Below are 23,958 nucleotides of genomic sequence, written 5' to 3'. Positions count from 1 at the left end.
GAAAGCCATGACCGAAAGCCCCGTGCACCCCGACCTCTGGCCCGCCCCCCACACGAGCACAGCCGTCGACGCGACCGTCACCGTGCCCGGCTCGAAATCGGTCACCAATCGTGGTCTCGTCCTGGCCTCCCTCGCCGCCGAGCCCGGCTGGCTGCGCCACCCCCTGCGCTCCCGCGACACCCTGCTCATGGCCGAGGCCCTGCGCGCGCTGGGCGTCGGCATCGAGGAGACGGTGTCGTCCAGCTCTTCCGCCACGGGAAGCCCCGACGGCTCCGGCGAGGCCTGGCGCGTGATCCCGGCCGGGCTGCACGGCCCCGCAACGGTCGACGTCGGCAACGCCGGCACGGTGATGCGCTTCCTGCCCCCCGTCGCGGCGCTCGCCGACGGCCCGGTCCGCTTCGACGGCGACCCCCGTTCGTACGAACGCCCGCTGGGTGCCGTCATCGAGGCGCTGCGCACGCTCGGCGCCCGTATCGACGACGACGGCCGCGGCTCGCTTCCTCTGACCGTGCACGGCGGCGGCGCACTGGACGGCGGCCCTGTGGAGATCGACGCGTCCTCGTCCTCGCAGTTCGTGAGCGCACTCCTGCTGTCCGCCCCGCGCTTCAACCAGGGCGTGGAGGTACGCCACACCGGCGCCGTTCTCCCCTCCCTCCCGCACATCCGGATGACCGTCGACATGCTGCGCAGCGTCGGCGCACAGGTGGACACCCCGGAGTCCGGCGGCGAGCCGAACGTCTGGCGGGTCTCCCCCGGTGCCGTACTGGGCCGCGACCTGACCGTCGAGCCCGACCTCTCCAACGCCCAGCCGTTCCTCGCCGCCGCCCTGATCACCGGCGGCCGCGTCACCATCCCGGACTGGCCGGAGCACACCACCCAGCCCGGCGACGCGTTGCGCGAGATCTTCACCGAGATGGGCGGCTCGTACGAGCTGACCGAGCAGGGCCTGACCTTCACCGGCACGGGACGTGTCCGGGGCATCGACGTGGACCTGGGCGACGTCGGCGAGCTGACCCCCGGCATCGCGGCCGTCGCGGCACTGGCCGACTCCGAGTCCGTCCTGCGCGGCGTCGCACATCTGCGGCTGCACGAGACCGACCGGCTGGCCGCCCTCACCAAGGAGATCAACGAGCTCGGCGGCGATGTCACCGAGACCGAGGACGGCCTGCGCATCAGGCCGCGCCCCCTGCACGGCGGGGTGTTCCACACGTACCACGACCACCGCATGGCGACCGCAGGCGCGATCATCGGCCTCGCCGTCAAGGGCGTACAGATCGAAAATGTCGCGACCACCGCCAAGACGCTCCCGGACTTCCCACGCATGTGGACCGGCATGCTCGGGCTCGCGGGAAACTGACGGGCTGACGAGATGCGCCGATACGGCAAGAACCCCGACGAGGACGACATCCGGGTCCGCCCGAACCGCAAGGGCAACCGGCCTCGCACCCACACCCGCCCCAAGCACGAGGACGCCGTCGAAGGCTTCGTGCTGACCGTCGACCGTGGCCGCCTCACCTGCCTCGTCGACGGCCGTACGGTCATGGCGATGAAGGCCCGCGAGCTGGGCCGCAAGGCCGCGGTCGTCGGCGACCGCGTCAGCATCGTCGGCGATCTCTCCGGCGACAAGGACACCCTCGCCCGCATCGTCCGGATCGAGGAGCGCAAGTCGGTCCTGCGGCGTACTGCCGACGACGACGACCCGTTCGAGCGCGTGGTCGTCGCCAACGCCGACCAGCTGGCCATCGTCACGGCGCTGGCCGATCCCGAGCCGCGCCCGCGCATGATCGACCGCTGTCTGGTGGCGGCGTACGACGCCGGGCTCGAACCGCTCCTCGTGCTGACCAAGTCGGACCTGGCGTCGCCGGAGACGCTGCTCCAGGCGTACCGCCCGCTCGGTGTCCCGTACCTCGTGACGAGCCGCGAGGAGCTGGAGAGCGGGGCGGCGACGGCCATGGTGCGCGAGCACCTCGACGACCGCGTCACGGCGTTCGTCGGCCACTCCGGCGTGGGCAAGACGACGCTGGTCAATACGCTCGTACCGGAGGACCGTCGGCGTACGACCGGCCTGGTCAACGCGGTTACGGGCCGAGGCAGGCACACCACCACATCGGCGCTCGCGCTGCCGCTCTCGGGCGGCAAGGGCTGGGTGATCGACACGCCTGGCGTGCGGTCCTTCGGCCTGAACCACATCGACCCGTCGCGCGTCATCAACGCCTTCCCGGACCTGGAGCCGGGGACGGAGGAGTGTCCGCGCGGCTGCAGCCACGACGAGGCGGAGTGCGCGCTGGACCAGTGGGTGGCCGACGGTCACGCCGATCCGGCCAGGCTCGACTCACTGCGGCGGCTGCTGGCCACGAGGGAGCGGTGGGAAGGCGACTGAGCACGCCGCGTTTACCCCTTCCCCGCTCTTGGTAAGTGCATAATCGCACTTAGTGAGACGAAGCAGTCACCGACCCGGGAGGAAACGACCATGCCGTGGCTGCTCGTGGTGGTGGCCGGTCTGTTCGAGACCGGCTTCGCGGTGTGCCTCAAGCTCTCCCACGGATTCACCAGGCTCTGGCCCACGGTCGCCTTCTGCGCGTTCGCCCTGGCCAGCTTCGGCCTGCTGACCCTCTCGCTGAAGAAGCTCGACGTCGGGCCCGCGTACGCGGTGTGGACGGGCATCGGTGCGGCCGGCACCGCGGTCTACGGAATGATCTTCCTCGGTGACGTGGTGTCGACGCTCAAGATCATCTCGATCTCGCTGGTGATCGTCGGCGTCATCGGTCTCCAGCTCTCCGGTTCGTCCCACTGAGGCCGTTGCCGAGCACGGCCCGCAGCAGCCGCCTGAGATCCTCGCCGGATTCGCCGGTTCCCGTAGCCCCAGCGGGCGCGGCGGACCCGGCGGGCGCGACGACGTACGAAAGCGCGAGCCGCACCGTGAGCTCGCACCGGTACTCGACCGCCCCGGCCTCCTCCTTGCCGTACCCCCGCTCCAGCACGGCCACCGCCCGGTCCCGCACCGCGGCGGCCAGTTCGGCGGGCCCGGGATGCCCCGCGTCGGCGCGGCGCTGAGCCGGAACCGGGGACGTCGAGACACCGCCGAGGTGGGTCCTGGCCGGGCTGGGCGCAGGGAGCCGCTCACTCCAGCAGCCGGTGAGCAGGGCCCGTACGAGCGGATTGGCGCGGGCGGCGCCGACGGTCCACTCCGCGACGGCCAGGAGCCGGTCCTGGACCATTTCGGCGCGATCGGCCGGCATCCGGTCCACCGGCACCCGCTCGACCAGCGCCCGCTCGACACCCGCCAGATACGCGTCGGCCTCGCGACGCACGAGGGCGCGGGCGAGGCCGTCCTTGCTGCCGAATTCGTTGTAGAGGGTCTGCCGGGAGACCCGGGCCGCCGCGGCCACGTCGACCATCCGCACCCGGGACCACGGCCGGCCCGCGAGTGCGGTGAAGGCGGCGTCCAGTAGGGCTTCTCGCGCTGTGGGCATGGCGTTGCCTCCCCGCCTGTCAGGGTTGACTCGCGGCCCGGCACTGTCAATAGCCCGCGCGGCTCGCGGGGCAGTGCCCGCACGGCGAGACCATGTGGTTTGTACAGAAGCCGGTCGATACTGTTCGGTCATGCCCGACTATCACGATGATCTGCGCTTTGCCCATGTCCTCGCGGACGCCGCGGACGCCACGACGATGGAGCGCTTCAAGGCTCTGGATCTGAAGGTCGAGACCAAACCGGACATGACGCCGGTGACCGAGGCCGACAAGGCCGCCGAAGAGCTGATCCGCAGTCACCTGCACCGCGGCAGGCCGCGCGACGCCGTACTGGGCGAGGAGTACGGACTTCAGGGCACGGGTCCGCGGCGCTGGGTGGTCGACCCGATCGACGGCACCAAGAATTACGTACGCGGCGTTCCGGTCTGGGCGACGCTGATCTCGCTCATGGAGGCGGGCGAGAACGGCTTCCAGCCCGTGATGGGCGTCGTGTCCGCGCCCGCGCTGGGCCGCCGCTGGTGGGCGGCGAAGGGCGGCGGTGCGTACACCGGCCGCAGCCTCACGTCCGCGACGCGGCTGCATGTTTCCAAGGTCGACAAGATCGAGAACGCGTCCTTCGCGTACTCGTCACTGACCGGCTGGGAGGAGCGAGGCCGCCTCGACGGCTTCCTCGACCTGTCCCGCGACTGCTGGCGGACGCGCGGATACGGCGATTTCTGGCCGTACATGATGGTCGCCGAGGGGTCGGTGGACATGTGCGCGGAGCCGGAGCTCTCGCTGTGGGACATGGCCGCGAACGTGATCATCGTCCAGGAGGCGGGCGGCGTGTTCACCAGCCTCGACGGCGTGACGGGCCCGCACGGCGGCAACGCGGCGGCCTCCAACGGCCTGCTCCACGAGGAGTTGCTGAGCTACATCGGTGGGTGAGGGCGGGGCGTACATCGGCGGGTGACGGTGGGGGCGCGCGCGGCAACACGCCTCACGCGCCCCCTTGATGACATGCCTGGCGGCTGCCACTCTGAGAGCGACCCCACTTGTGAATTTGTGAATTGGTTCTCACGGGCCGGTTCACCAAGGAGGTGGCTCTGTCCATGCTCGTCCGTGACGCCATGAGCACGGTGGTCCTCACCATCGGCCCCGCCCACACACTCCGCCAGGCAGCCCGACTGATGGCGGAGCGCCGCGTCGGCGCCGCCGTCGTCCTCGACCACGACGCCGGCGGGCTAGGCATCCTGACCGAACGCGACATCCTCATCTCGGTCGGTACGGGCCAGGATCCCGACCGCGAGACCGCAGGCACGCACACCACCACCGACGTCGTCTTCGCCGCACCCTCCTGGACCCTGGAGGAGGCCGCGGAGGCCATGACGCACGGCGGCTTCCGCCATCTCGTCGTCCTGGACGGAAACGGCCCGGTCGGCGTCGTGTCCGTACGGGACATCATCCGCTGCTGGGCACCTGCCCGCAGGCACCCGACCGCCCTGGCCGGCTGAGCCTCGCGCACAGTCCGGCGCACACAGGTCCGGCGCGTACGCACACGAGAGGGCCGGACTCCCCCGGGGGAATCCGGCCCTCTGTCTACGACAAGCAGTCCGTACTAGCCGCGCAGGGCCTGGACCGCGGCTTCCAGCCGCTTGCCGAAGTCACCGTCGGCCTGACGGAAGTTGTCGACCGCGCGCTCCGCGATGTCGTCGCGCGACACCTGGGAGATGAACCCGGCGAGGTTCTCGATCAGGCGGCCCTTCTCGTCCTCGGACATCATCCGGTACAGGTTGCCCGCCTGGACGAAGTCGTTGTCCTCGGCGTGGCTCGGGGCCTCGTGGTTGCCCGTACCGCCCGTGACCGGGACGGGCTGCCACAGCGGCTTGTCCGTCTGGAAGGGGCCGCCGAAGCTGTTGGGCTCGTAGTTCTTGGCGCCCTTGTGGCGGCCGTCGTACAGGTAGCCGTCACGGGAATTGGTGCGCGCCTCGGTGGCGTGCGGGCGGTTCACCGGCAGGTGGTCGGCGTTGATGCCGACGCGGTAGCGGTGGGCGTCGCCGTACGCGAAGAGACGGCCCTGGAGCATCTTGTCCGGGGACGGGCCGATGCCCGGCACGAAGTGCGCGGGGCTGAAGATCGACTGCTCGACCTCGGCGAAGATGTTCTCCGGGTTGCGGTTGAGCTCCAGCTTGCCGATCTCGATCGGCGGGTAGTCCTCGTGCGGCCAGACCTTGGTCAGGTCGAACGGGTTGAAGCGGTACGCCGCCGCCTCGGCCGCCGGCATGATCTGCACCTGCACGGTCCAGGACGGGAAGTCACCGCGCTCGATGGCCTCGCGCAGGTCGCGCTGGTGCGAGTCCGGGTCCTCACCGGCGAGCTTGTTGGCCTCGTCCTGAGTGAGGTTCTTGATGCCCTGGTCGGTCTTGAAGTGGTACTTGACCCAGAAGACCTCGCCGGCCTCGTTGTTCCACTGGTACGTGTGCGAGCCGTACCCGTTCATGTGGCGCAGCGTGGCGGGGATACCGCGGTCACCGAAGAGCCAGGTGACCTGGTGGGTCGACTCGGGGCTCAGACCCCAGAAGTCCCACACGTTGTCGGCTTCCTGCGAGCCCGTGTACGGGTCGCGCTTCTGCGTGTGGATGAAGTCGGGGAACTTGATGGCGTCCTTGATGAAGAAGACGGGCGTGTTGTTCCCGACAAGGTCGTAGTTCCCCTCCTCCGTGTAGAACTTCAGCGCGAAGCCACGCGGGTCACGGACGGCGTCGGCGGAACCGAGGTTGCCGGCGACGGTCGAGAACCGGAGGAAGGTCTCGGTCTGCTTGCCGACCTCGGAGAGGAACTTGGCGCGCGTCCACTGCGAGACGTCACGGGTCAGCGTGAAGGTGCCGTACGCACCGGCGCCGCGGGCGTGCACGATGCGCTCCGGTATGCGCTCCCGGTTGAAGTGCGCGAGCTTCTCGAGCAGTGCCTGGTCCTGGACCAGCACGGGACCGCCGATGCCAGCGGTCTCGCTGTTCTGGTTGTCGGCGACCGGCGCGCCGGCCTCCGTGGTGAGCGGTCCCTGCGTCACGTGCGCCTCCTGCGTCATTCCTGACAAGTCCTGTCCCTTGGCGTATGCCGGTGTCGATCCTACAATGGACATTGTCTAAGTCAAGCAAGCATCCAAAGTCACACCTGTTCGGGACCTGGGTCCCACCACTGTTAGGCTGGTCGGCATGAGTGACCTGTTGGAACGACTGCGCGGACGCGGCTGGCGTATGACCGCTCAGCGGCGCGTCGTGGCTGAAGTCCTCGACGGGGAGCACATCCACCTGACCGCCGACGAGGTGCATGCGCGGGCGGTGGCCAAGCTGCCCGAGATCTCGCGCGCGACGGTGTACAACACGCTGGGCGAGATGGTTTCCCTCGGCGAGGTGCTGGAAGTGTCCACGGACCGCCGCGCCAAGCGGTACGACCCGAACGCCCACCAGCCGCACCAGCACCTGGTGTGCGCACAGTGCGGCGCCATCCGCGACGTACACCCGGCGGGCAACCCGCTGGCGGACCTCCCGGACACGGAACGCTTCGGCTTCACGATCTCGGACGTAGAAGTCACCTACCGAGGCCTCTGCCCCAACTGCGCTTCCGCCTGACAGGCGTGTGCCCACCGGCCCGCACGGACCCCACCACCATCGACGCGAAACAACGAAGGCCCGGATCTCAATCGAGATCCGGGCCTTCGTTGTCTACTTCTTCAGTAGCGGGGACAGGATTTGAACCTGCGACCTCTGGGTTATGAGCCCAGCGAGCTACCGAGCTGCTCCACCCCGCGTCGGTAAACCCGACTGTACGTTGTCACGCCCGACCAGCGCAAATCCCTTCTCGCACCGCCCCCGCACCGGCACCCGCACTACGCGGTGAGCTCCTGATGCAGCGCCTCCCGCAACCGCGCCGCCCGCTCCGCGACCTCCGCAGGCCCCAGCTCGACCGCCCGCGCACACCACCGCTCCCCCTCGTCCAGCTCACCGTGCCGCGCGGCAAGCAGCGCCAGACGCAGCGCCGCCCGGCCGTGCCCGGCCTGCGCCGCGCGGGACCACCACAGAGCCGCCTCGGGCTCGCTGCCCTCACGGGCCAGCAGCAGCCCGAGGTTGAACGCACCGTTACGGCTGCCGGCCTCCGCGGCCTCGCGGTACCAGCGCGCGGCGCCCTCAAGGTCACCGCGGCCCGCAGCAAGCATGCCCACGCGCACCTGCGCACGCCGGTGGCCCTGCTCGGCGGCACGCTCGTACCACTCCTCGCACTCGCTCTTCTCGGTCAGCGCCTCACCGAGCGCGGGCGGGCCCGCCGGCGGCTGCCTGCTGTCGAGCAGCGTGGCGAGGCGGAAGGCCGCCTCGGCGTTGCCGCTGCCCGCGGCGCAGCGCAGATGACGCTCGGCGTCCTGCTCCTCGCCGTCCCTGAGCAGGGCGATGCCGACCTGGAGCGCCGCTTCCGTGTGCCCGGCGGCCGCCGCGCGCTCGTACCAGACGAAGGCCGCACGGTCGTCGTCGCGCCCCGCGTGAAGGATGCCGAGGTTGAAGGCGGCGTCGACGCTGCCGGCCTCGGCGGCCTTCGAGAACCAGGGCTCGGCGCCGGCCGCGTCGCCGCCCTGCAGCAGCAGAATGGCGAGCGCGTTGGCGGCCTCACGGTGGCCCGCGTAGGCGGCTCGGCGGTACCACTGGTCGGCCTGGGCCGTACGCCCCTGGGCGGCGCAGAGCAGCCCGAGGTTGTACGCTCCGTTCACGTCACCGGCGTCCAGGGCAGCCCGGTACCAGCGCTCGGCGGTCTGCTGCTCGCCACGGGCGGCATGCAGGGCGCCCAGCGCGTTCGCGGCGTTGCCGTCGCCGTCCTGGGCAGCACGCAGCCACCACACGGCGGCGCTCTCCTCGTCACCGGCGTCGCGCAGCAGGAAGCCCAGCGCGCACGCGGCCCGGGCCTCGCCGTCCTTGGCGGAGGTCAGGTACCAGCGCCCGGCCTCCTTGAGCTCGCCCCGCCCTTCGAGGATCGCGCCGAGGTGCAGGGCGGCACGCCGGTGCCCGCGCGCGGCGGCCTGCCGGTACCACTGCTCGGCCTCGACGGCGGCATCCGGCTCGGCGGCGACGGCATGCCGGGTTCCGGTGCTGCTGCCCAGGCCCGTACCCGTACCGGATCCGACGGCCGCGTGACGGGTGCCCGTGCCGAAGTCGAGGTAGCCGGGGCCCAGCCTGCCCCGTCCCACACCGGTGTCCGTATCGGCCCTGCGGGTGCCCGTACGGCCGGAGCCGCCACCCGCATCCCCGCCGGAGTCAGCCGCACCTGTGCCCGCGTGCGCCTCCGCGGCCGCGCGGCGGTCCAGCGTGCGGGCAAGGCGGTACGCCGCCTCGCGGTGGCCCTGCTCGGCGGCGGCGCGCAGCCAGCGCTCGGCTCCCACGTCGCTGCGGTGCTCCAGGAGGTCGGCGAGGGCGTACGCCCCCAGCGCGTGCCCCTGCTCGGCGGACTGGCGCAGCCAGTACTCGGCGGCGGGCTCGTCGCCGCGCTCGCGGTAGTGCCTGCCGAGGGCGTGCGCGGCGGCGGCGGAACCGGCCACCGCGGCGATGCGCCACCAGCCGGCCGCCTCGTCGGCGTAACCGCGCTGGTGGAGGAGGACGCCGAGGTTGTTGGCCGCGGCGCGGTCCCCGTCGGCGGTGGCAGCGCGCAGATGCGGTTCGGCGCCGTCAAGGTCGCCGCGGCGCAGCAGCAGCGAGCCGAGCACGCTCATGGACTCGGTGTCGCCGCCCTCGGCAGCGCGCCGGTGCCGCGCCTCCGACTCGGCCTCGGCGGTGTCCACGGTGTCCACAGCGTGCTCCTGATGTCGCTGCACAAACCGCCCTGTCTCCAACAGAGTTGTCCTGTCCCCCATAAAAACCATCGTCGCACCACCTGCAACCCGCGTACACCTGGTATACCGCAGCCAGTGAGGTCACTTCAGCGTTTTGTCGACATGCCCACAGAGAGACACTCCAAACGCCTCAACGCCAACTCCGCCCGCCGGAACCACACTTCGTACGGGCGCACGAACGCACAGACACAGGCACAGACATACGCACAGGCGCACGACGAGGGCCCGGATCTCTTTCGAGATCCGGGCCCTCGTCTTCTTCTTCAGTAGCGGGGACAGGATTTGAACCTGCGACCTCTGGGTTATGAGCCCAGCGAGCTACCGAGCTGCTCCACCCCGCGTCGTTGTGTTCAAACAGTACCACGACGCGGGACAGTCCCAGCTCAGTCGCCCTTCTGGTCGCCCTTCCCGTCCGGCTTGGCCTCACCCTTGGCCTCGGCGTCGGCGGCCCGCTGGAGCGCGTCCTGGAGCCTCTCCTGTGCTTCGCCGTAGGCGGTCCAGTCCTGCTTCTTCAGGGCCTCCTCGCCCTCGTCGTACGCCTTCTGGGCGTCCTCGATGGCCTTCTGGAGCGAACCGTCGCCGTCGGCCGGCGGCTTCGTGACGTCCCCGTCGCCGTCACCCGGTGGCGGCTGCGCGCCCTCGTCGCCGAAGACCGCGTTGAGTGCCTCTCCGAGCGAGTCCTTGAAGACGGTCTCCCTGCCGTACGAGACGGCGACCTTCTTCAGGAGCGGATAGGCGTTGTTGCCCTGGGCGTACACCGGCTCGACGTAGAGGAAGCCGTCGTTCAGCGGGATCGTCAGCAGGTTGCCGTACTCGATGTCCGAGTTGGCGCCCTTCATGTTCCTGACGAACTCGGCGACCTCGCTATTACTGTTCAGCCGGTTCTGCACCTGCTGCGGGCCCGGTACGTCGCCCGTGACACGCAGGAGCCTTATCGTCCCGTAGTCCTTGCTCGACGCATCCGCATCGACCGCCATGAACGCACCCAGGTTGGGGCGTCCGTTGGGGGTGAAGGTCGTCGTCAGCGAGAACTTCCGGTCCGTCTCCTGCGGCATCTTCAGGCTCAGGTAGTACGGCGGGACGGAGCTCTTCTCGCCCGTCGTCGGGTCGTCCGGCACCTGCCACGCGTCACTGCCGCTGTAGAACTGCGACGGGCTCTCGACGTGGTAGCGGGTGAGCAGCTCGCGCTGAACCTTGAAGAGGTCCTGCGGGTAGCGCAGGTGCGCCATCAGATCCGGGGCGATGTCACCCCTCGGCTCCACCGTGTCCGGGAACGCCTTCATCCAGGTCTTCAGGACCGGGTCCTCGGTGTCCCACTGGTACAGCTTGACCGTGCCGTCGTACGCGTCGACGGTGGCCTTCACCGAGTTGCGGATGTAGTTGACCTGGTTCTGCTGGGCGACCACCGCACGCTGGTTGTCGGTCTGCGACAGCGCGTCGGCCGTGGTCTCCCCCAGCGTCGTGCGCGAGGCGTACGGGTAACCGTTGGTGGTGGTGTACGCGTCGACTATCCACTGGACGCGGCCGCCGACGACTGCCGGGTAGGCGTCGCCGTCGATGGACAGCCAGGGTGCGACCGCCTCGACGCGCTCCTTGGGCGTGCGGTTGTAAAGAATCCGCGAGCCCTCGCCGATGGCTCCCGAGTAGAGGATCTGCGGCTCGCTGAAGGTCACCGCGTACGCGGCCCGGTTCAGCGGGTTCGACAGATTGACTCCGCTCTTGCCCTTGTAGCTGGTGGTCGTGGTGGGCTCGCCGTTCTTCTCGTAGTCGAGCTCCTTCTGCGGCCCGCCCACGATCGAGTACTGCTGGGTCTTCTCGCCGTAGTAGATCCGCTGCTCGTACGTGTCGAGCGTGCCCTCGGACGGCAGGCCGGACTCGGTGAAGTCCGGGGCGCCCTCGGTGTCCGGCTTGACGGCGGTGCCCTTGGCGGCGACCACGCCATAGCCGTGCGTGTACGTGAAGTGGTCGTTGATCCAGTTGCGCTTGGGGATGCCCTTGAGGTCGAGCTCGCGCAGACCGACGACCGTGTCCTGGCCCTTGTAACGGTCCACGTCCAGCGTCGCCGGGAACTGGTAGTACTTGCGCTCCTGCTGGAGCTGCTGGAAGGTCGGCGGGACGACGTTCGGGTCGATCAGCCGATAACTGGCCGCCGAGTCGGCGTCCTTGCGCAGCTTGGTGTTGTCCTGGCTGTCGCCGACGCCCCGGTAGTCGTCCACCTTCGCGTCATCGATGCCGTACGCCTTGCGCGTCGCGTCGATGTTCTTCTTGATGTACGGCGCTTCCTTGGCCTGCTCGTTCGGCTGGACCTGGAACTTCTGCACGATCGCCGGGTAGAGCCCGCCGATGAGGATCGCCGAGAGCACCATCAGGCCGAAGCCGATGACCGGCAGCTGCCAGGTGCGGCGCCACAGCGTCGCGAAGAAAAGCAGGGCGCAGATGACGGCGATGCAGAAGAGGATCGTCTTCGCAGGGAGGTAGGCGTTGGCGTCGACGTACCGCAGGCCCGCCCAGTTGCCGGTCGCCTTGAAGTCACTGGACTTCACCGCCAGTCCGTACCGGTCGAGCCAGTACGCGACGGCCTTGAGCGCCACGAAGAGGCCGAGCAGCACCGACAGATGCCCGGTGGCCGCGGCGGTCGCCCGCGCTCCGGGGCTGGTGATGCGCAGGCCGCCGTAGAGGTAGTGCACGAGGGCGGCGGCGATCAGGGACAGTACGGCGGCCGCGAAGCCGAAGCCGAGCAGGAAGCGGTACCAGGGCAGGTCGAAGGCGTAGAACGACACGTCCATGTCGAACTGCGGGTCCTTCTGGCCGAAGGACACCCCGTTGACCCACATGAGCCAGGTCCGCCACTGGCCGGACGCGGAGGCGCCGGCGATCAGCCCGACCAGAGCGGTGACCCCGAGGAGCACCCACTTCTTGTACGGGGCGATGCCCATCCGGTAGCGGTCCAGGTTCTGCTGCTCCAGCGACATCGCGCTCAGCGGTGGCCGGAGCCGGTGCGCGAGCCAGATGTTCACGCCGACGGCCCCTGCCATCAGCAGTCCGAAGACGGCGAACAAGCCGATCTTGGTCCACAGGGTGGTGGTGAAGACCGACGAGTAGTTGACCGACCGGTACCAGAGCCAGTCTGTCCAGAACCCGGCGAACATGACGAACGCCATGGCCAGGACGGCCAGGACACCCAATGTCATGAGCAGGGTCCGGACACGCCTGGACGGCCGGCCGACTCTGATCCGTGGCCCGGTCGGGCCTCCGCCGCGGTCCGGCATCTGGAAAGCCAAGGTGCGCACCTCGAAAGTTCGCTGTCGTAGAAGCAGGCTCCGCGATCGTAGAGCCCACTCATGCAACTTACTGAAGCTTTACTCAGTTCCCGCTTTGGGGTCCCAAGGAGGCAGGATGTTGAACATGTCCAACGTTTCCCCCTCCGGGCCTCCCATGGCCACGAGCCCGCTCACCCGCGCCGTGCTCGAAATCGACGAATACACCTCCGGGCTCGGCTGGGATCAGCCGGCCAGGCTGTTCGCCCTCGTCGACACCGCCAAACTCCGCGCCCAGGAGCCGGGCCTCGCGGCCCAGCTCGGTCTCGACGACACCGATTCGACGGCCACCCTCACCCCCGTCGAGCAGGACGAGATCCCTGCGGACGCCGCGCTCGACGAGTTCCTGGCCACCATCGCCTGGCCCGACGCCGTGGCGGGCTGTGCGCTGACGGTGGAGCGGCTGATGCTGCCGCCGTCCGCCGAGACGTCCGTACCCGAGGGCCTGAGCGACGCCCAGCTGGCGAAGTGGGTGGCGAAGCACCCGGACCGTCAGGAGGTCCGTATGACAGTGGCTGTGCTGCGCAACGGCGTACGCGAGTCGGCGCTGCGGCTGCGGGAGAAGGACTCGGCGACCGAGGTCCTCACCGGTTCGGCGCTCGTTCCGGGCCTCGCCGAGGCCCTGGCCGCCACTTTCGAGGCGTAACCCCTGGGGGCACGGTCATCAGCCCGTCGTGCACTGCGGCAGGCCGGCCGTGTCCCCCTTGCTGATCTTCTCCAGCGACTTCGTCGCGTCGTCGATCGTCTTGACCTTCACCAGGGTGAGGCCTTCGGGAACGTCCGATGCGGCGGACGCGCAGTTCTCGCTGGGTGTCAGGAAGTACTCGGCGCCCGCGTCGCGTGCGCCGACGGTCTTCATCTGGATGCCGCCGATCGGGCCGACCTTGCCCGCTTCGTCGATGGTGCCGGTGCCTGCCACGAACTTTCCGCCGGTCAGGTTCCCGGGCGTGAGCTTGTCGACAATGCCCAGCGAGAACATCAGGCCCGCGCTCGGGCCGCCCACGTCCGCCAGCTTGATGTCGATGCCGAACGGGAACGTGTTGTCGGGGCCGGCGTGGATGCCGACTATCGCGCGGTCGTCGTCACCGGCCTGCTTGGTGGTGATGGCGACGTCTTCGCTGCCCACCGGCTCCTTGCCCGCCTTCTCCGCGGCGGCCGCGTCCTTGGCCGGGACGACCGTGAAGACCACCTTCTCCCCGGGCTCGTGCTTGGTGACGAGCTTGGCGACGTCCTTGGGGTCCTTGACGGCAGTGCCGTCGACGGCCTTGACGACGTCGCCGGCGTGGAGCCTGCCCTCGGCGGGGCTGTCCTTGAGGACAGTCGAGACGACGACGCGGGTCTTCACCGGGATGCCGAGTTCCCTCAGGGCCGCCGTCTTGGCGCTCTCCTGGGACTGGCTGAACTCCTCGGCGTTCTCCTGGGTGGACTCTTCTTCCGTCTTGCCGTCCGGGTACAGGGTGTCGTGCGGTACCACCACGCTGTCGTGGGCCAGCCAGCCGTATACCGCCTCGACCAGGTTCATTTTGTAGTCCGCGCCGGTGACCCTGACCGTGGTCATGTTGAGATTGCCGGTGGTCGGGTAGGTCTTGCGACCGGAGATCTGCAGCACCGGCTCGCCGGCCGCCTTGCCCAGAGTGTTCACGGTCGGGCCCGGTGACATTTCCGAGTAGGGAACCGTGATGAATACGCCCGCGCACAGCAGCGCGATCAGGATGAGGGTGGAGGCGAGCATCGTCGCAGTGCGGCGTGGCATGGAACGACAGTACGGGACGGGTCTGCCGGAGCACCGCTGGGGCCGTCCGTACGAGGAGCACCGCGGGGAGTCCGAGGGATCAGGGACTCGGGCGTCTCGGGCGTACGGTGCGGGGCCGCGCCAGTCGGCTTCAGACGGCGTCGGAACCGGAGCTGGGGCTGGACTTTTCCATCGCCTCGCGGAACCGGGTGTACCCGGCGAGTTCTGAAACATCGCCGACCGTGCGATTGCGTGCTGCCCAGCTTCCCCATATCGCGGCACCGAGCGCAGCGAAAAGCGGAATCAGCAACCAGGCGAGTGCTGCCATTCCGACCTCCGGACTCCAAGATCGACCGGAACCGGCCGATCAGCAGATTAACCACCGGTCGGTCCAACGCTCACGGCAGGGGTGCGGTTACGCAAATCGGGTGGGTGACAACGGGGCGACCGAACGGCCGCAGGGCGACGCCGCGCTCGGCCCGGCCCAGCACCGATTCCGACGCCGGTTTCAGCAGGCGCCGACCCACTCTTCCGTGCCGTCGGAGAACTTCTGGTGCTTCCAGATCGGGACCTCGTGCTTGAGGTCGTCGATCAGCTTGCGGCATGCCTCGAAGGCCTCGCCGCGGTGCGGGCAGGAGACCGCTACGACGACCGCGAGATCGCCGATTTCCAGGTCACCCACACGGTGGATGGCCGCCAGTGCCCGTACCGGGAAATCCGCGGCGACCTTTTCGGCCACACGGCGTAGTTCGTCCTCGGCCGAGGGGTGACAGGAGTAGCCGAGCCTGTCGACGTCGGCGCCCCCGTCATGGTTACGCACGGTGCCGACGAACAGCGCCGTTCCGCCCGCGGCGTCGTCGCCCACCGCTCTGAAGACCTCGTCGACGGAGAGGGGGGTGTCGCGGATCGCCAGCAGCCGGATGGGGTCCTGTGCCGCCTGCTCGCCCGGGTGGGAGTACGTACCTGCCATGGTCCCCATCGTGCCGTACCGCACTGACATTGCGGAATAGCGCTTTCGACCGGCTGTACGGACCCCCTGTATGGAGGGTTCTACATGCGACGCCGTGCCTTGCGGGCACGGCGGACCACGGCGGCGGCGCCCAGCAGTGCGACGGTCGCGCCCGCTGCGCCCGCTGCGGTGGCGTCCTTACGGCCGAGGCGGCGGCCGGCGACGGTGTGCCGTCCCGCGACCTCTTCCAGGAGCTCCGAGAGGACCTCCTCGTTGGTCCACCGGGGCCGCCAGCCCGCGTCGTGGAGCCGGCTGACGCTCACCACCCAGGGATACATCGTGTACGCGAGATCCCCGGCGGGAGAGGGCGTCAGGCCGATCCGGTGCAGCCGGGCGGCGGCCCCCAGGGCGACTGCCGACGGCAGCTCCATGCGGCGGATACCGCTGAGCTCCTCGACCTCCTCCTGCTCCAGCCAGCCGTCGCAGCCGACCGCGAGCTCGCCGTCGACCTTCTCCAGAGCGGCGTACTCCAGTGCGCTGACCAGGTCCTCGACATGACAGAACTGCCAGGTGGGGCGGGAGCCGGTGACGACGAGGAGGCGGGGCGACTCGAAGTAGCGGGTGAGTGCGGTGTCAGTACCGCCGACCAGGACGGCAGGCCTTACCACCGTGACGTTCAGGCCGGGGTGCGCACGGGGCGCGCGGCGGCTCAGGCGCTCGATCTCCAGGAGGTCACCCACGCCCGTCGCCTCCGCTGTGGCGCGCAGCTCCGCGTCCTCGGAGAGCGGGATGTCGTTGTCCGGCAGGGCGCCGTAGACCATCGCCGACGTGCACAGCACGACCCGGTGCACGCCTGCGGCGGCGGCCGCTGTGAGCACGGTCTGGGTGCCGCGCACGTTGTAGGCCGTACGGGCGGCCGGGTCCGTCTCCAGGTCGAGATCGAGGGCCAGGTGCACGACGACGTCGGCGCCGCGCAATTTCTCCGCGATGGCCGGGTCGCGTACGTCCAGGATGTGCCACTGCGCCTCGGCCACCTCGCCCCGGCGCTCGTCGATCGCGACGACCTGTTTGATTTCTTCCGACGCGGCAAGGCGCCGGGTGAGCAGCGCACCGATACCGGAAGCGGCACCCGTGACCGCTACGACGGGACCGCGGCCTGCGGTTGTGTGGTTTCGCGCTGCGCGAACCTGCGGATCTGGGGAACTCACCGGGCGTCTCCAGCGGTTGTCTTCAGTACGTATACGCCTTGGCGGGTACGTACCAGGTGGCGTCCATCCTGCCGCAGGCCAAGGGTCGGCGGAGCACCGAGCCCATTACAGGCTCTGGTGTCTACGCTGGGTGGTGATGTCGGGCAGCTGCCGCCGGCCGGAGCCGGCGGCCTTACGAGCCGAGGAAACCCGTGAGTGACACCCCATTCGGATTCGGCCTTCCGCCGGAGGAGCCGGAGGACGGCGACGATGGCAAGAAGAAGGGCAGCGAGGGCGGTGGCCAGGGTGGCCAGGGTCCGGCGAACCCGCTCGGGTTCGGCGGTCTGCCGGGCGGCGCGGGCGGAGACAATCCGTTCGCCGCGATGTTCGGTTCGCTGAACCCGAACGACCTGGGCGCTGCCTTCCAGCAGCTGGGCCAGATGCTCAGCTACGAGGGCGGTCCCGTGAACTGGGACATGGCCAAGGACATCGCGCGCCAGACCGTCGCGCAGGGCACCGCAGACGGCACCAAGGACGCCAGCATCAGCCCCGGCGAGCGGTCGGCGGTCGAGGAGGCGGTGCGTCTTGCCGACCTGTGGCTGGACGGCGTGACCTCGATGCCCTCCGGTGCGAGCACATCGGTGGCGTGGAGCCGTGCCGAGTGGGTCGAGGCGACCCTGCCGGCCTGGAAGCAGCTGGTGGACCCCGTCGCCGAGCGTGTCGGGGCCGCCATGGGCGACGTACTGCCCGAGGAGATGCAGGCCATGGCCGGCCCGCTGCTCGGGATGATGCGGTCCATGGGCGGTGCGATGTTCGGTCAGCAGATCGGGCAGGCCGTGGGCGTCCTGGCGGGCGAGGTGGTCGGTTCGACCGACATCGGTCTGCCGCTCGGCCCGGCGGGCAAGGCCGCGCTGCTGCCGCTGAACATCGAGGCGTTCGGCAAGGACCTGGGCGTCGAGAAGGACGAGGTGCGGCTGTATCTGGCGCTGCGCGAGGCCGCCCACCAGCGGCTCTTCGCACATGTGCCGTGGCTGCGCTCGCACCTGTTCGGCGCGGTCGAGGGATACGCGCGGGGGATCAAGGTCGACACGTCGAAGCTTGAGGACGTCGTCGGCCAGCTCGACCCCTCGCACCCGGAGCAGCTTCAGGAAGCGCTCCAGCAGGGCATGTTCCAGCCGGAGGACACCGCGGAGCAGAAGGTGGCGCTGGCCCGCCTGGAGACGGCGCTCGCGCTGGTCGAGGGCTGGGTGGACGCGGTGGTGCACGAGGCCGCCAAGCCCCGGCTCACGTCGGCGGACGCGCTGCGCGAGACGCTGCGCAGGCGCCGGGCGTCGGGTGGTCCCGCCGAGCAGACCTTCGCGACGCTCATCGGTCTGCAGCTGCGCCCGCGTCGGCTGCGGGACGCCTCGCGGCTGTGGGCCTCGCTCACGGACGCGCGGGGCCTGGAGGGCCGCGACGCACTGTGGGAGCACCCGGACATGCTGCCTACGGCGGACGACCTGGACGACCCGGACGGGTTTGTGCACCGCGAGCAGCTGGACTTCTCCGAGATCGACAAGATGCTCGGCGAGGCGGCTGGCGGCGGCACCGGTTCTGACACCACCAAGCCGGACCTGACGAAGGACAAAGGCGACGAAGAGGGCGACACCGACAAGTGAGCCTGCACGACGACGCCGTCCTCGTCCTGAAGGACTACGAGGACCAGGAAGAGCTGCGCCAGACGTATCTGGATCACCTGTCGGCGCACCCGGACGGGATGTGGAAGGCCTGCGAGGCCGGGCACGTCACGGCGAGTGCGCTGGTCGTCGATCCGAAGCGCGGACGGGTGCTGCTGACGCTGCACAAGAAGCTGAACATGTGGCTGCAGATGGGCGGTCACTGCGAGCCGGGCGACGCGACGCTCGCTGCGGCGGCGCTGCGCGAGGCGACCGAGGAGTCCGGGATCCCCGGGCTGACGCTGTTGCCGGTGGGGCCGGTGCGGCTTGACCGGCATGCGATTCCGGCGCCGTGCCACTGGCATCTGGATGTGCAGTACGCGGCGCTGGCGCCGGCCGGTGCGGTGGCGGAGATCAGCGAGGAGTCCCTGGACCTGCGCTGGTTCGCGTACGACGAAGTGGCGGGCGTGGCCGACGAGTCGGTCGTACGCCTGATGGAACGTACGCGCGCGGCGCTGTAGACGGGCCCGACAGGACATAGGTAAGGGACGGGCTCCAGGGAGCCCGTCCCTTACCTATGTTTTAAGGACCTGTTTTGAGGACCTGTGTTTTAAGCACCGTCAGTTCCAGGCGTTGTTCTGGTTCTGGCTGTGGGCGCCGTGCTGGCCCACACCGAACTGGGCGGCGGCGCCCTGTCCGATCTCGGCGTGCTGCGGCGGCATCACCTCGCTGGGCTGCACCAGCGCGAAGCCCTGCCCGAGGAAGCTGAGTTCCCAGCCCTCGCCGGTGTTGCCGCGCCGTCGCCGCACGTTCGACGAGTGCGTCTGGGCCTGCATCTGTACGCGCAGGGAGCTGGACCAGGCGACGATGGCATCGGCGTCGGCGTTGACGTACTTGTCGGGCGTGACCTGGATCATCAGCGGCTGGCCCGAGGTCATCAGCGCGACCTTGCCCCGCCCGGAGATGTTGAGCTGGTACTTGCCGGTGCCCGAGATGCCGTACTGGCTGTCGACAGCGATGACCTCGGTGTTCAGCGTGGAGTCGAGCGCGAGGACGTAGGCGCTGTCCACGGTCAGGCCTTCGTGGTCGACGTCGACCACATGGACGTACTGCGCGAGGTTGGCGAAGTAGACGGTGCCCTGCCCCGAGCAGCGCATCAGGTCCAGTCCCTCACCGGTGTTGGCCCGGGCGCGACGCTGGCCGTTCGTACCGTACTCGCCGTCGAATTCCATCAGCCCCTGGTAGGCGACCATGGCGCCCTTGCGGGCGAGGACGTCGTCGTGGCCGGTCAGCGAGACCCGCAGGAGCTGCGGGTTCTGCACGGTGTACCGGTCCTGGGACTGCTGTTCCGTGTAACTGAAAAGTGGGCTCTGCATGGTGTGTTCTCGCTCCCCCTCAGCCCCGGACCCGCAGGCGGTCGGTGCTGTCCTCGCTCGGCTGTACGACGACGATGCCCTCGCCGGAGAAGCCCATCTGGTACGCCTCTCCGCTGCCCCGCCCGATCAGGGAGGACGCCTTGAAGCTGCGCTTGCCCTTGACCTTGAGGTTCGGGGACCAGGCGACGAGGGCGTCCGGGTCGACGTACGTCTCGTCTTCGCCGCGTCCGCAGTCGACGACGATCGGGGTGCCGCGCGAGGTCACCGCGACCCACCCTGTGCCCGAGATCTGGATGTTCCACAGGCCCTGTCCGGCGAACTTGGCCATGCCCTTGACCCTCTCCACACCCCACTGGAGGTGGGCGTCGAAGGCGAGCAGGTTGGTGCCGTTGACCGAGAGGGCCTCGTTGTTGAGGTTGATGACGACGACGTCCGCACCGTAGTCGGCGAGGTAGAGCAAGCCGTCACCGGAGCACCTCATGACCGGCGTTCCCTCGCCGCTGATCCACTGGGAGGCGATCTGCCGTACGGCGGGCGGGTTCGGCTCGTACTGGATGAAGCCCTCGTACGCCACCATCGAGCCGGTGCGTGCGTAGAGGTCCTGGCCGCCGGCCATCGCGACCTTGAGCATCGCGCGGCCGTGGTTCTCCATGCGGGCCGCGATCGGGGTCGGGGCGAAGCCCGCGAGTTGCTGATTCATGACGGGCTCCCTCAGACCTCGTAGGGCTGGACGACGATGAAGTTTCCGGGGGCTCCCCGGAACTGGAGATTGACGGTCTCTCCGCTGTGGCCCGGGTAGGCGTTGCGGCGGAGCCGGACCTGGCTGGAAAGGATCACCTGGGACGCGGAGGACCACGCGATGACGGCGTTGGCGTCGGCGAAGGTGGTCGGCGTGACGGGCAGGACCACGGGGATGCCGTTGGTCTTCACGACGACTGTGCCGCTGCCCTGGAACTGCATGGTGAACAGGGCGCCGCCGGGGATGCCGTGACCTTCGATCCGGCGGACCTCGTACTGAAGCGACTCGTCGAAGGCGAGGACGTTCTCCGCGGAGACGCAGATCCCGTCGCCCTGGAGTTCGATGGGGTGCAGATGCGCGCCGTTCTCGGCGAGGAAGACCTGGCCGCGTCCTGAGCAGCGCATCAACTGCATTTCCTGGCCGGTCGCGTTGCCGACGAAGCGGCCCGCGAAGCCGGCGCCCTTGTAGCCGAAGTCGACCTTGCCCTGGTACATCACCATGCTGCCCTGGCGGGCGAGGACCGGCGTACCGCCCATGCCCAGGTCGACCCGCATCAGCTGCTGATTCTGCGGGGTCCAGCGCTGCCCGGTGGCCGCCTCGCGGTACGGCTGGAGGGCGGCCAGAAGACCGGCGCTGCCCTGGGGGGCGCCTTGGGGCACGCCGCCGTGCGGTGCGCCCTGTGGCTGTCCGTACGGGGCGGGCTGGCCGTAGGGGCCCGGCTGGCCAGGAGCCTGGCCGAACTGCGGCTGCTGGGGCGGCTGTCCGTACTGAGCAGGAGGGGCCGGCGGCATCCCGCCGCCTTGTGTGGCCATCGGTGCGGCGATGGTGGGGGCCGCGTGCATCTGCTGCGGCGGGGCAGCGGGGGCGGGGGCCTGTGGCGGGGCGGCCTGCTGCGGAGGGGCAAAGCCCTGCGCGGGAGCCGGCGCGGGGGCCGGGGCTTGCGGCGGCGGGGCGAAGCCCTGTGCCGGAGCGGGAGCCGGTGCCGGAGCGGGGGCCTGGGCAGGAGCCGGGGCCGGGGCTGCGGGGGCTCCGAAGGACGGCGCGGGCTCCGCCGCCTGCGGCGGCGGGGCGAACGCGGGGGCCGCGGCCTGCGGCTGCGGGGCGGGCTCTTCCTCCGCGACCTCACCGCCGAAGTTCTTCAGGAGGGCGTCGAGCCCGCCGTCGAACCCCTGGCCCACGGCGGCGAAACGCCACACGTCCTTGAGGTAGAAGTCGCCCAGCATCACGGCGCGCTCGGTAGTGAACTCCGAGCCGGTGAAGGCGTACCTGACGACCTCTTCGCCGCCCGCGACGATACGGATGTAACCGGGGCCCACCTGCGACATCTGGCCCGCACCGTCGATGGTCGCGGTGAAGGAGAGCTTGTGGATGCTCGCCGGAACATGGTCCAGCGTCACTCGGAACGACTCGGTGTCACCGGCCTGCGGGCCGAGTTGCTGGATCGACTCCTCGGGAGACTTCGGCTGATTGAAGAAGACGAAATAACGATCGTCCGAGAGCTGCTCGTTGGCGTCGAGTCCGAAGCAACTGATGTCGAAGGTCAGCCCGGGCCCCGCGATCTGCACGCCTACGTACAGATCCGTCCCCGCTGTGAGGTCACTGATCTTGGCCTTGTGGCCGCGTTGAAATTCCCTGGCCATGCGTAACGACCGTCCCCCATCCCGAGGTGAATGCGTCGCGTCAGGCTAGCCGCAAACAGTTACTTCCGGCCAAGCCGGTACAGACTCGGTACAGAATCGCCGAAGGTCACTCGGTGCGTGCGGCCGGCAGGTGCGGCAACCGGTCGGCGGCGACGACCCCTTCGAGGTAGCCGCGAGCCCGTTCGGTGCGCGGGTACGCCTCCAGGAGCTGCCAGAAGCGCGGACCGTGACCCGGTACGAGCAAGTGGGCGAGCTCGTGGAGGAGCACATAGTCCACGACGTACTCCGGCATGCCCTGCAGTCGGTGCGACAGACGGATGCTGCCTTCCGCCGGAGTGCACGAACCCCAGCGGGTGTTCTGGTTCGTCACCCAGCGCACGGTGGCGGGGCGCGCCCTGCCGTCGAAGTACTGGACGGACAATTGCCGGGCTCGTTCGGCGAGTTCGGAGTCCCCGAAGATGCGCTTGTTCTCCTGGGCGGCGAGCTTGTCGAGCATCACGCTCACCCAGCGTTGCTCTTCCGCTTCCGACATCCGGTCCGGGATGAGCACGATGGTGCGATCGCCCTCGCGGTACGCGGAGACCGTCCTGCTGCGGCGGGCGCTCCTGCGGACCTCGACCGCGCTCGACCGTGAGCCGCGGGGCGGCGGGTTTGTCGCGCTGTGCAGAGGGTCGACGGGCACGGCCACGACGTTACCCGCTGTCAGTGGCGGAAGTCCCGCCTCCTGGTGGTTCGAACGCGATCCGATCCCTTGTGTGCACCATTTGAATGACTAATGCGCACAACCTGTGGACAACTTTCCGCCGACTTCGCCCACGCCGGGCATTCTGAGATCCGAGAACGGCTCTTGCGCGAGGCGACGGGGGACGGCGAGATGCATCCGATGGTGAAGCCTGCACTGAGGCGCGCATGGCGGGACCGGCAGACCGTGCAGTTCGGCATGACGGGGGCACACGCGGTGACGGTGGGGCCCGTGGACACGGCGACGGGGAGTTTCCTCGGGCTGCTCGACGGGACGCGAGGCCTTCCGCTGCTGCGCGAGGAGGCGCGGGCGATGGGCCTGCCCGACGGGCTGGTGGACGAGCTGGTGTCGCGGCTGACGGCGGCAGGGCTGATCGACGATGCGACAGCGGGCGGTGCCGGGGTTGATGCGCTGCGCATGCGCGCCGACATGTTCGACCGGCTCCGGCCCGATCTGGCCTCGCTCTCCGTGGCACATCCCGAACCGGGCGGCGGGACGCGGCGATTGGCAGCCAGGCGCGCGATGCGGGTGCAGGTGCGTGGCGCGGGACGGGTCGGCGCGACCATCGCTTCCGTGCTGGCCGCCGGAGGCGTGGGGCGGGTCGAGGTGCTGGACAGCGGGTCCGCGGAGCTCTGGGACGTCGCGCCCGGCGGACTGCCGGCGGCTTCTGTCGGCGACCGTCGGGACACGGCGGCCCGGCAGCTGGTGCGGCGGGCCGCGCCCGGCAGGCCCCCGCGTGCGGCGGAGGCGGCGGGAGCGTCCGGCGGTGGCGAGCCCGGGCTGTCGCTCGTGATCGTGGCCCCTCGGGACGGCGCAGCGGCGTACGCTCCCGATCCCGTCGAAGCCGAGCCCTGGCTCAGCTCGGGGACACCTCATTTGTATGCGGGGGTCGCCGAAGCAACAGGGGTGGTGGGGCCGCTGGTGCTGCCGGGCGGGACTGCGTGCGCGGGCTGCATGGCGCTGGAGCGTGCCGAGCACGACCCGGGGTGGCCGCGGATGCTGGCGCAGTGGCGCTCCGGGCGACGCGGGGCCGTACCGGCTTGCGACATCGGTCTGGCGACGGCAGTCGCCGGTCTGGCCGCAGCGCACGCGCTGTCCTTTCTGGACGGCGAGCTGCCTGCGACGACAGGAGTGAGATGGGAGGCGGCGCTGCCCCTGCTGGACTGGCGCCAGTCGTCGATGCCACCCCACCGTGAATGCTCCTGCGGCGCCGGTGGGCACACTTCGGGGGAGTGCGCCTCGGGCGTCGGCGAGCCACAGGACACAATGGCCGGGTGACCGCCTCACGCGGCCACGGGT

General features: G+C 69.8%; 22 protein-coding genes and 2 tRNA genes. 10 read left to right on the top strand and 14 right to left on the bottom strand.

Translation table 11 applies throughout. The annotated features are described in order from the left end of the window. The first annotated feature begins 7 nt into the window (after nucleotides 1-7). The 3 genes from aroA (at nucleotide 8) to J7I98_RS10290 (ending at nucleotide 2,794) form a co-directional block, all read left to right on the top strand. Nucleotides 8-1,357, top strand: a complete 1,350-nt coding sequence (gene aroA, locus J7I98_RS10300; RefSeq protein WP_214920316.1) for a 3-phosphoshikimate 1-carboxyvinyltransferase — start codon at nucleotides 8-10, stop codon at nucleotides 1,355-1,357. Nucleotides 1,358-1,369: 12 nt separating this feature from the next. Then, nucleotides 1,370-2,380: a ribosome small subunit-dependent GTPase A gene (rsgA, locus tag J7I98_RS10295; RefSeq protein ID WP_214920315.1), complete on the top strand. Its 1,011-nt coding sequence runs from the start codon at nucleotides 1,370-1,372 to the stop codon at nucleotides 2,378-2,380. A gap of 90 nt (nucleotides 2,381-2,470) precedes the next feature. After that, nucleotides 2,471-2,794, top strand: a complete 324-nt coding sequence (locus J7I98_RS10290; protein WP_214920314.1) for a multidrug efflux SMR transporter — start codon at nucleotides 2,471-2,473, stop codon at nucleotides 2,792-2,794. Here J7I98_RS10290 and J7I98_RS10285 read toward each other — a convergent pair. Beyond that, nucleotides 2,760-3,473, bottom strand: a complete 714-nt coding sequence (locus J7I98_RS10285; protein WP_214920313.1) for a TetR/AcrR family transcriptional regulator — start codon at nucleotides 3,471-3,473, stop codon at nucleotides 2,760-2,762. The two genes, J7I98_RS10290 and J7I98_RS10285, sit on opposite strands and share 35 nt — an antisense overlap. A 130-nt stretch (nucleotides 3,474-3,603) precedes the next feature. Here J7I98_RS10285 and hisN point away from each other — a divergent pair, with 130 nt between their 5' ends. Next, nucleotides 3,604-4,398, top strand: a complete 795-nt coding sequence (hisN, locus tag J7I98_RS10280; RefSeq protein ID WP_214920312.1) for a histidinol-phosphatase — start codon at nucleotides 3,604-3,606, stop codon at nucleotides 4,396-4,398. A 164-nt stretch (nucleotides 4,399-4,562) separates the two neighbouring features. After that, nucleotides 4,563-4,964: a cyclic nucleotide-binding/CBS domain-containing protein gene (locus tag J7I98_RS10275; RefSeq protein ID WP_214920311.1), complete on the top strand. Its 402-nt coding sequence runs from the start codon at nucleotides 4,563-4,565 to the stop codon at nucleotides 4,962-4,964. 104 nt (nucleotides 4,965-5,068) lie between these two features. Here the strand turns inward: J7I98_RS10275 and J7I98_RS10270 are convergent, their stop codons facing one another. Then, nucleotides 5,069-6,538 carry a catalase gene (locus tag J7I98_RS10270; protein ID WP_251020432.1) on the bottom strand — a complete coding sequence of 490 codons (1,470 nt, stop codon included), beginning with the start codon at nucleotides 6,536-6,538 and terminating at the stop codon, nucleotides 5,069-5,071. Nucleotides 6,539-6,665: 127 nt separating this feature from the next. Between J7I98_RS10270 and J7I98_RS10265 the strand changes: the two genes are divergently transcribed. Continuing rightward, entirely contained in the window at nucleotides 6,666-7,082 is a 417-nt protein-coding gene (locus tag J7I98_RS10265; protein ID WP_214920309.1) for a Fur family transcriptional regulator, read from the top strand. Nucleotides 7,083-7,187: 105 nt separating this feature from the next. Here J7I98_RS10265 and J7I98_RS10260 read toward each other — a convergent pair. The 4 genes from J7I98_RS10260 to J7I98_RS10245 all read right to left on the bottom strand — a co-directional run bounded on the left by J7I98_RS10260 (nucleotide 7,188) and on the right by J7I98_RS10245 (nucleotide 12,591). Then, nucleotides 7,188-7,261, bottom strand: a tRNA-Met gene (locus J7I98_RS10260). A 78-nt stretch (nucleotides 7,262-7,339) separates the two neighbouring features. Further along, the gene (locus J7I98_RS10255) at nucleotides 7,340-9,352 is read right to left on the bottom strand and encodes an SEL1-like repeat protein (protein WP_214920308.1); all 2,013 of its coding nucleotides are present in this window, start codon (nucleotides 9,350-9,352) and stop codon (nucleotides 7,340-7,342) included. A gap of 237 nt (nucleotides 9,353-9,589) precedes the next feature. Next, a tRNA-Met gene (locus J7I98_RS10250) sits at nucleotides 9,590-9,663 on the bottom strand. 42 nt (nucleotides 9,664-9,705) lie between these two features. Continuing rightward, a complete protein-coding gene (locus J7I98_RS10245) occupies nucleotides 9,706-12,591 on the bottom strand; it encodes a UPF0182 family protein (protein WP_214920382.1) in 2,886 nt (961 codons plus the stop codon). A gap of 127 nt (nucleotides 12,592-12,718) precedes the next feature. On the opposite strand from J7I98_RS10245, the gene J7I98_RS10240 reads away from it, so the two are divergent. After that, nucleotides 12,719-13,285, top strand: coding sequence for a PPA1309 family protein (locus J7I98_RS10240; protein WP_251020397.1), 567 nt, complete (start codon nucleotides 12,719-12,721; stop codon nucleotides 13,283-13,285). 18 nt (nucleotides 13,286-13,303) lie between these two features. Here the strand turns inward: J7I98_RS10240 and J7I98_RS10235 are convergent, their stop codons facing one another. The 4 genes from J7I98_RS10235 to J7I98_RS10220 form a co-directional block, all read right to left on the bottom strand. Next, the gene (locus J7I98_RS10235) at nucleotides 13,304-14,392 is read right to left on the bottom strand and encodes a PDZ domain-containing protein (RefSeq protein ID WP_214920306.1); all 1,089 of its coding nucleotides are present in this window, start codon (nucleotides 14,390-14,392) and stop codon (nucleotides 13,304-13,306) included. Between the two features lie 130 nt (nucleotides 14,393-14,522). Then, nucleotides 14,523-14,699, bottom strand: a complete 177-nt coding sequence (locus tag J7I98_RS10230; RefSeq protein ID WP_214920305.1) for a hypothetical protein — start codon at nucleotides 14,697-14,699, stop codon at nucleotides 14,523-14,525. Nucleotides 14,700-14,879: 180 nt separating this feature from the next. Continuing rightward, nucleotides 14,880-15,341, bottom strand: coding sequence for a molybdenum cofactor biosynthesis protein MoaE (locus J7I98_RS10225; RefSeq protein ID WP_214920304.1), 462 nt, complete (start codon nucleotides 15,339-15,341; stop codon nucleotides 14,880-14,882). Nucleotides 15,342-15,421: 80 nt separating this feature from the next. Then, nucleotides 15,422-16,528, bottom strand: a complete 1,107-nt coding sequence (locus J7I98_RS10220; RefSeq protein WP_214920303.1) for an SDR family oxidoreductase — start codon at nucleotides 16,526-16,528, stop codon at nucleotides 15,422-15,424. Nucleotides 16,529-16,719: 191 nt separating this feature from the next. Between J7I98_RS10220 and J7I98_RS10215 the strand changes: the two genes are divergently transcribed. Then, on the top strand, nucleotides 16,720-18,165 hold the full coding sequence (locus J7I98_RS10215) for a zinc-dependent metalloprotease (protein ID WP_214920302.1): 1,446 nt from the start codon (nucleotides 16,720-16,722) through the stop codon (nucleotides 18,163-18,165). Beyond that, a complete protein-coding gene (locus J7I98_RS10210; RefSeq protein ID WP_214920301.1) occupies nucleotides 18,162-18,683 on the top strand; it encodes an NUDIX hydrolase in 522 nt (173 codons plus the stop codon). The genes J7I98_RS10215 and J7I98_RS10210 overlap by 4 nt, the downstream gene beginning before the upstream one ends. Before the next feature lie 99 nt (nucleotides 18,684-18,782). Here the strand turns inward: J7I98_RS10210 and J7I98_RS10205 are convergent, their stop codons facing one another. The 4 genes from J7I98_RS10205 to J7I98_RS10190 all read right to left on the bottom strand — a co-directional run bounded on the left by J7I98_RS10205 (nucleotide 18,783) and on the right by J7I98_RS10190 (nucleotide 22,599). Then, complete coding sequence (locus J7I98_RS10205; RefSeq protein WP_214920300.1) at nucleotides 18,783-19,538, bottom strand: AIM24 family protein; 756 nt, start codon at nucleotides 19,536-19,538, stop codon at nucleotides 18,783-18,785. A 19-nt stretch (nucleotides 19,539-19,557) separates the two neighbouring features. Further along, nucleotides 19,558-20,238 (bottom strand): AIM24 family protein, encoded by a 681-nt coding sequence (locus J7I98_RS10200; RefSeq protein ID WP_214920299.1) that lies wholly within the window; start codon nucleotides 20,236-20,238, stop codon nucleotides 19,558-19,560. An 11-nt stretch (nucleotides 20,239-20,249) separates the two neighbouring features. Further along, a complete protein-coding gene (locus J7I98_RS10195; RefSeq protein ID WP_214920298.1) occupies nucleotides 20,250-21,917 on the bottom strand; it encodes a TerD family protein in 1,668 nt (555 codons plus the stop codon). 106 nt (nucleotides 21,918-22,023) lie between these two features. Then, nucleotides 22,024-22,599: a M48 family metallopeptidase gene (locus J7I98_RS10190; protein WP_214920297.1), complete on the bottom strand. Its 576-nt coding sequence runs from the start codon at nucleotides 22,597-22,599 to the stop codon at nucleotides 22,024-22,026. Nucleotides 22,600-22,791: 192 nt separating this feature from the next. On the opposite strand from J7I98_RS10190, the gene J7I98_RS10185 reads away from it, so the two are divergent. After that, nucleotides 22,792-23,937, top strand: coding sequence for a ThiF family adenylyltransferase (locus J7I98_RS10185; RefSeq protein ID WP_214920381.1), 1,146 nt, complete (start codon nucleotides 22,792-22,794; stop codon nucleotides 23,935-23,937). Nucleotides 23,938-23,958: the final 21 nt, after the last annotated feature.

The sequence above is a fragment of the Streptomyces sp. ISL-98 genome, from assembly GCF_018614055.1.
Taxonomy (GTDB): domain Bacteria; phylum Actinomycetota; class Actinomycetes; order Streptomycetales; family Streptomycetaceae; genus Streptomyces; species Streptomyces spiramyceticus.
This window is presented reverse-complemented; position numbering and strand designations above follow the sequence as displayed.

Coding starts and splice junctions, on each gene's coding strand:
- aroA (WP_214920316.1), top strand. CDS start 8: ATGACCGAAAGCCCCGTGCACCCCGACCTCTGGCCCGCCCCCCACACG.
- rsgA (WP_214920315.1), top strand. CDS start 1,370: ATGCGCCGATACGGCAAGAACCCCGACGAGGACGACATCCGGGTCCGC.
- J7I98_RS10290 (WP_214920314.1), top strand. CDS start 2,471: ATGCCGTGGCTGCTCGTGGTGGTGGCCGGTCTGTTCGAGACCGGCTTC.
- J7I98_RS10285 (WP_214920313.1), bottom strand. CDS start 3,473: ATGCCCACAGCGCGAGAAGCCCTACTGGACGCCGCCTTCACCGCACTC.
- hisN (WP_214920312.1), top strand. CDS start 3,604: ATGCCCGACTATCACGATGATCTGCGCTTTGCCCATGTCCTCGCGGAC.
- J7I98_RS10275 (WP_214920311.1), top strand. CDS start 4,563: ATGCTCGTCCGTGACGCCATGAGCACGGTGGTCCTCACCATCGGCCCC.
- J7I98_RS10270 (WP_251020432.1), bottom strand. CDS start 6,538: ATGACGCAGGAGGCGCACGTGACGCAGGGACCGCTCACCACGGAGGCC.
- J7I98_RS10265 (WP_214920309.1), top strand. CDS start 6,666: ATGAGTGACCTGTTGGAACGACTGCGCGGACGCGGCTGGCGTATGACC.
- J7I98_RS10255 (WP_214920308.1), bottom strand. CDS start 9,352: ATGGTTTTTATGGGGGACAGGACAACTCTGTTGGAGACAGGGCGGTTT.
- J7I98_RS10245 (WP_214920382.1), bottom strand. CDS start 12,591: ATGCCGGACCGCGGCGGAGGCCCGACCGGGCCACGGATCAGAGTCGGC.
- J7I98_RS10240 (WP_251020397.1), top strand. CDS start 12,719: ATGTTGAACATGTCCAACGTTTCCCCCTCCGGGCCTCCCATGGCCACG.
- J7I98_RS10235 (WP_214920306.1), bottom strand. CDS start 14,392: ATGCCACGCCGCACTGCGACGATGCTCGCCTCCACCCTCATCCTGATC.
- J7I98_RS10230 (WP_214920305.1), bottom strand. CDS start 14,699: ATGGCAGCACTCGCCTGGTTGCTGATTCCGCTTTTCGCTGCGCTCGGT.
- J7I98_RS10225 (WP_214920304.1), bottom strand. CDS start 15,341: ATGGCAGGTACGTACTCCCACCCGGGCGAGCAGGCGGCACAGGACCCC.
- J7I98_RS10205 (WP_214920300.1), bottom strand. CDS start 19,538: ATGCAGAGCCCACTTTTCAGTTACACGGAACAGCAGTCCCAGGACCGG.
- J7I98_RS10200 (WP_214920299.1), bottom strand. CDS start 20,238: ATGAATCAGCAACTCGCGGGCTTCGCCCCGACCCCGATCGCGGCCCGC.
- J7I98_RS10195 (WP_214920298.1), bottom strand. CDS start 21,917: ATGGCCAGGGAATTTCAACGCGGCCACAAGGCCAAGATCAGTGACCTC.
- J7I98_RS10185 (WP_214920381.1), top strand. CDS start 22,792: ATGCATCCGATGGTGAAGCCTGCACTGAGGCGCGCATGGCGGGACCGG.